This window comes from Candidatus Pyrohabitans sp. (genome assembly GCF_054014795.1).
This window is the reverse complement of sequence record NZ_JBPMGE010000056.1, coordinates 1-4,883: the sequence shown is the minus strand read 5'-3', so window position 1 is coordinate 4,883 and position 4,883 is coordinate 1. Positions and strand designations below refer to the sequence as shown.

The window sequence follows — 4,883 nt, the reverse complement described above, 5'->3', positions numbered from 1 at the left end:
CGCTGAAGCACCTCGATGTGCTCATCGCTGAGGTGCTTAAAGCGCTTCTGCATTTGCAAATATTCTCTAACAGGACGCTTCACCGTGGGCTTGTAGGTCACCCTGCTCTTGCCGTTCTCTATCTCATAGAGTATCCACATTCCGCTGTCCACAGCCAGGCGGGCGATCTCTATGCTCTTCTCGCTTGCTATACCCCATCCCGGGGTACATGGCGCCTGCACATGCACATACGCCGGTCCCTCGATGCTCAGCGCCTTCTTCACCTTCTCCATGTAGTCCAGGGGGAAGGCCACACTCGCCGTTGCCACATAGGGTATGCCGTGGGCAGCGACTATGCGCGGCATATCCTTCTTGAAGGTGCGGTTGCCGAAGCTCTCCCTGCCCGGAGGCGAGGTGGTGGTGCTCGCTCCGTAGGGCGTAGCGCCAGAGCGCTGTATACCGGTGTTCATGTACGCCTCGTTATCGTAGCAGATGTAAACAAAGTCGTGACCACGCTCCAGGGCGCCGCTCAGCGCCTGAAAGCCTATATCCACGGTGCCACCATCGCCGCCGAAGGCAATTACCTTAACCCTGTCCTTCTTGCCCAGTGCCCTAAGCGCCGCCTCCACACCGCTCGCCACCGCAGCGGAATTCTCAAAGGCAACATGTATCCAGGGCACCTCCCAGGCGGTCTCCGGATAGGGGGAGCTAACAACCTCCATGCAACCAGTGGCGTGGGTTGTTATAACACTCCTGCCCGCTGCCTTCAGCGCCAGTCTCATGGCCACTGTACACCCGCAGCCAGCGCAGCCCCTGTGCCCGGGGGCGAAGTACTCCTCTTCGCTCACTTCCTTGACATTGAGCCTGAAATTGAAGCAGCGGCTCGCCGCAAGATTCGCGCCGCAAACATGGCGGCACTTCACATAACTCGGGATATCAGCAACAACCTTCACAGTGCTTCCTCCTTTAAGCCTGCCCAAGTTACCTCCTCAACGCTCTCGCCCTGCAGAGCGCGCTTTGCCCGCTCCACAGCCTCGTTGATATGCTCCATGGTTATATCCCGTCCACCCAGGCCGGCAACTGTACCAATAATCTTCATACCACTGTCGTAGAACACACTCTTTAGCTCTGTAAACAGAGCACCCTCGCCAAAACCTATTGATACGTCCTTCTCTATTACGTTGACCACCTTTGCATTCGCGAGGGCCCTGCGCACCTCCTCCTTGGGGAAGGGGCGGAACAGGCGGAGTCTGAGCAGACCCACACTCTCGTCGCCCAGGGCGTCAATGGTCTCCTTGATGGTGCCCGCCAGGGAGCCCATTGTGATAAGCACAACCTCGGCGTTTTCCAGATTGTAGCCCTCGAGCAGACCATAACCCCGTCCAAAGATTGAGCTAAACTCCCTGTCAGCCTGCTCAGCCACGCGGAGCGCATTCTCCATTGCAAGCTCCTGCTGCTTCCTGCACTCCATATAGTAGCCGGGATCCCCCAGCGCACCCATTGTCACCGGCTGCTCGGGATCAAGCACATGCGGCAGGTGAAGCTCTGGCAGATAGCGCTTAACCTCCTCCTCGTCGGGCACCTCCACAGGCTCCACAGTGTGGGTTAGCACAAAGCCGTCCATGCACACCATCACAGGCAGCAGCACATCCTCATGCTCCGCAATGCGGTAAGCCTGAATTACGCTGTCCAGCGCCTCCTGATTGGTCTCCACATAAATCTGTATCCAGCCGGAGTCGCGCTCGGCGATGGAATCGCTCTGGTCGTTCCAGATGTTTATGGGTGCACTCATAGCACGGTTTGCATTGACCATCACAATTGGAAGGCGCATGCCAGAGGCTATCCAGAGCACTTCATGCATAAGTGCAAGCCCCTGCGAGGCGGTAGCGGTGAACACCCTCGCTCCAGTTGCACTCGCACCTATACACGCGCTCATGGCGGTGTGCTCACTCTCCACCATTATGTACTCGGCCTTAAGCTCGCCGTTTGCCACCATTCCGGCGATGTCCTCAACGATATGCGTTTGAGGCGTAATAGGGTATGCTGATACCACATCAACCTTGCACAGCTTTACAGCCTCCGCAACTGCGCGGGAGCCATGCATCACATCTCTGTGGGGCATCACTTCTCCTCCAGTACCATCTCTATCGCTTCAGAGGGGCACTCGTTGGCGCAGATTCCGCACCCCTTGCAGAAGTCCAGGTCAACCTTATACTCTCTGTTCTCGTCACGGATTATGCATGCATCTGGACAGAAAATCCAGCAGCTTCCGCAGTCTATGCAGCGCTTGTTGTCAATCACAGGCCTGAAGACGCGCCATCCTCCTGTTTTATTGCGTTTTGAGCTTCCGGGCTCTGTAACACAAGCAGCGATGTTAACCTTCATAGTCTGGCCTCCATCTTCTCGTAGGCGACCTCAACTGCGCGGACATTCTTCTCCGCAAGCTTTGGCGGGAACCTCCTGCGCACCGCCTTTATAACTGAATCCAGGGAAACCTCTCCTGTGAGCGCCGCAAAGGCGCCAATCATGGCGGTGTTAACTATGGGCACGCCCAGCACATCCAGGGCGATCTTTGTGGCGTTGATGGAGTAAACCTCAGCCTGAGTGTTCAGCTTAATCTCACCCTTCTCTGTGTTTATAAGCGCCTTGCCATCGCTTTTGAGCCCCTTTGCCACGTCTATAACCTCGAGCAGCGAGGGGTCCTGCACCACTATGTAGTCGGGCTCATAAATCTGGCACCTCAGGCGAATGAAGCGGTCGCTTATCCGCGCGAAGGCCGTTACCGGCGCCCCCCTGCGCTCTGTGCCGAAGCTCGGGAAAGCCTGGGAGTACTTGCCATCGAAGAAGGCCGCCATCGCGAGAAGGTCCGCGGCGGTAACAGCGCCCTGACCACCCCGTCCGTGGAAGCGTATCTCTTTCACTTTGAAGCCACCTCCCGCAGCAGGGGCATGTTGGTCACGTAGCAGTAGAGTGTTCCTCCAGTCTCCCTGAGCTCCTCCTCGCTCTTTGCGAGCACAGCTATGGGTCGCCAGTTTTCATCGCGTCTGGCTGCGATAGCACCGTCTATTTCTCCAGCCTTAAGCGCATACAGCAGGAGCGCAGTAACTGCGCCGCCATCCTGCCAGCGAATGAGCCTCGCCTTCTCAGCCGCCTTTACAGCAAAGACATCCAGGTATCTGCCAAGGCTGTCGTTTTTCATCTCGCCCTCTTCTGCGAACAGCCTTTCTGCAATAGCCATCCCGGGCAGTGAGGTGCGCGGGCAGGCGAGGTAGGCGCCGGTAATCTCTCCATCCTCTGCCCCCTCTTTCAGGCGGGGGCGCTCCTCCACCATCTCCAGCCTGTCCCTTGCCACAGCCACGCAGGTGCCGCAGGAGACACACATTCCGGCGTCGATCACATCGCGCTCCAGGTCAGCGAAGGTCTTACCCTGAGCCTCTTCCACCAGCTTCTCCAGGTTGTTGTCACCAAGGGTTGTGATGTGCCTGGCCACATAACCCGCGCGCTCGCGGCGCTCAGCCTCGGCGAGATTCTCATCCCGCTTGTCCTTTGTTAGCTTGAGCACAAGCTTTGTGCCTGGCTTGACCTCACTTATGTGCTTCACTTCAACATAGCCCTCACGTTCAGCGGCCTTAAGCAGGTCCATTCCCCGCTTTGTTCGCACTATCACTGTACTGTACTTAGCTGGTGAGCCCACGGCACCCACACTCAGGTCTGTGAGCTCGGCAGAAAAGTCAAGGCATACCTGACATCCGACGCGCACATAGGGCTTTGTCTCTGCCAGAGGTATCTCCAGCAAAACCTCGCCGTTACGCAGTCCTATCACCTTGCCTTTCTTTATATCGAACTTATCAAACTCTCCCAGCTTAACGCCATAGTCGTCTTCAATCAGGGCACGGAAGCATGTGTACGCCCAGTTTTCGCGACAGAACAACCCGACGGTAAGGCTCACACTGTTTGCCCAGTCCTGCCCTATTTCGCTCCTGAAGAGCCTAAGCTTATGCAACGCCTGAAGCTGACAGGGTAGCCCCACATAGGCAAGTTTCATTTCTTCACCTCTACGTCAATCACCGATATTAACAATTATCACGATTTTTCATTATAAATATTTTTTGGCTACCTCGAGAAGAGCTTCCTGCATGCCTTTGCCACATCTCGGGCGGTGACCATACCAACAATCTCACCGTCCCTCATCACAGGCAGGCGGCGGATGTGGTGTACATTGAGGATTTCCGACGCCTTCTCCACACTTGCCTCGGCATCTATGGTTACGCGAAGCTCTGACATAATTTCCTTTGCCTTTACACTCCTCGGGTCAACGTCATTTGCCACAACCTTGGTAAGGACGTCGCGCTCAGTGAGTATACCGTAGCGCAGGGGAGCAAGCTCAACCAGTACCGAACCTATGCGTTTCGCTGTCATCAATTCGGCGACTTCCTTTATGCTTGTATCTGGCTTCACCACAGTTATTCCATGCATTATCTCCTTGACCTTCATCTCAGCACCCGCTATAAAATATTGCAGTTGATATATTAACCTTTTTGAATGTAGGCACCCCCCATAACCTGCGAAACACCTGCCTAATATAATAGAAGGAACTGCGAATGGACCTTGAAGGATTTGCCCGCAAAAGATTGCTCAGAGGCGAAGACGAGGCTAAGGTAGCGGGAGCACTGGCGGCACGCATCGCCGAGTTTAAAGACTGGAGCGAGGAGCAGCGCCTGCGCTTTGCTCGCGCTGTGGTGGAGGAGGTCAAGGCTTCTCTGGGCTTTCGCAATCTCGACAACGCCTTTCTGCATGAACTTCTCGGCTACGCTGAGGCAGGTGTTGGCATGGGCGAGTTCGGCGTGGGTTCGCGGGGTGAGGGCGATTTCTTTGTGCACCGCAGGCTGGCGCAGATTATCGGC

Annotated in this window: 6 protein-coding genes and 1 pseudogene; 1 reads left to right on the top strand and 6 read right to left on the bottom strand. The window is 56.0% G+C overall.

All coding sequences use genetic code 11. The features are described 5' to 3' along the window. The 6 genes from porB to ACXJJW_RS06335 form a co-directional block, all read right to left on the bottom strand. Positions 1–827, bottom strand: an 827-nt coding sequence (gene porB, locus ACXJJW_RS06360; protein ID WP_456474897.1) for a pyruvate synthase subunit PorB, incomplete at its 3' end; no start/stop codon positions are given. Positions 828–928: 101 nt separating this feature from the next. Then, on the bottom strand, positions 929–2,101 hold the full coding sequence (gene porA / locus ACXJJW_RS06355) for a pyruvate synthase subunit PorA (RefSeq protein ID WP_456474896.1): 1,173 nt from the start codon (positions 2,099–2,101) through the stop codon (positions 929–931). Next, positions 2,101–2,364 carry a pyruvate synthase subunit PorD gene (gene porD, locus ACXJJW_RS06350; RefSeq protein ID WP_456474895.1) on the bottom strand — a complete coding sequence of 88 codons (264 nt, stop codon included), beginning with the start codon at positions 2,362–2,364 and terminating at the stop codon, positions 2,101–2,103. The genes porA and porD overlap by 1 nt, the downstream gene beginning before the upstream one ends. Then, positions 2,361–2,900 (bottom strand): pyruvate ferredoxin oxidoreductase subunit gamma, encoded by a 540-nt coding sequence (locus ACXJJW_RS06345; RefSeq protein ID WP_456474894.1) that lies wholly within the window; start codon positions 2,898–2,900, stop codon positions 2,361–2,363. The genes porD and ACXJJW_RS06345 overlap by 4 nt, the downstream gene beginning before the upstream one ends. Next, entirely contained in the window at positions 2,897–4,024 is a 1,128-nt protein-coding gene (locus ACXJJW_RS06340; RefSeq protein ID WP_456474893.1) for a Coenzyme F420 hydrogenase/dehydrogenase, beta subunit C-terminal domain, read from the bottom strand. Before ACXJJW_RS06340 ends, ACXJJW_RS06345 begins: the two co-directional genes overlap by 4 nt. Before the next feature lie 68 nt (positions 4,025–4,092). Continuing rightward, a complete protein-coding gene (locus ACXJJW_RS06335; protein WP_456474892.1) occupies positions 4,093–4,473 on the bottom strand; it encodes a CBS domain-containing protein in 381 nt (126 codons plus the stop codon). A 107-nt stretch (positions 4,474–4,580) separates the two neighbouring features. On the opposite strand from ACXJJW_RS06335, the pseudogene ACXJJW_RS06330 reads away from it, so the two are divergent. Beyond that, positions 4,581–4,883, top strand: a pseudogene (locus ACXJJW_RS06330) (hypothetical protein); the annotation flags it as partial.

What these genes read in the sequence shown, in the direction of transcription:
- porA (WP_456474896.1), bottom strand. Translation starts at nt 2,101, where the DNA reads ATGCCCCACAGAGATGTGATGCATGGCTCCCGCGCAGTTGCGGAGGCT.
- porD (WP_456474895.1), bottom strand. Translation starts at nt 2,364, where the DNA reads ATGAAGGTTAACATCGCTGCTTGTGTTACAGAGCCCGGAAGCTCAAAA.
- ACXJJW_RS06340 (WP_456474893.1), bottom strand. Translation starts at nt 4,024, where the DNA reads ATGAAACTTGCCTATGTGGGGCTACCCTGTCAGCTTCAGGCGTTGCAT.
- ACXJJW_RS06335 (WP_456474892.1), bottom strand. Translation starts at nt 4,473, where the DNA reads ATGAAGGTCAAGGAGATAATGCATGGAATAACTGTGGTGAAGCCAGAT.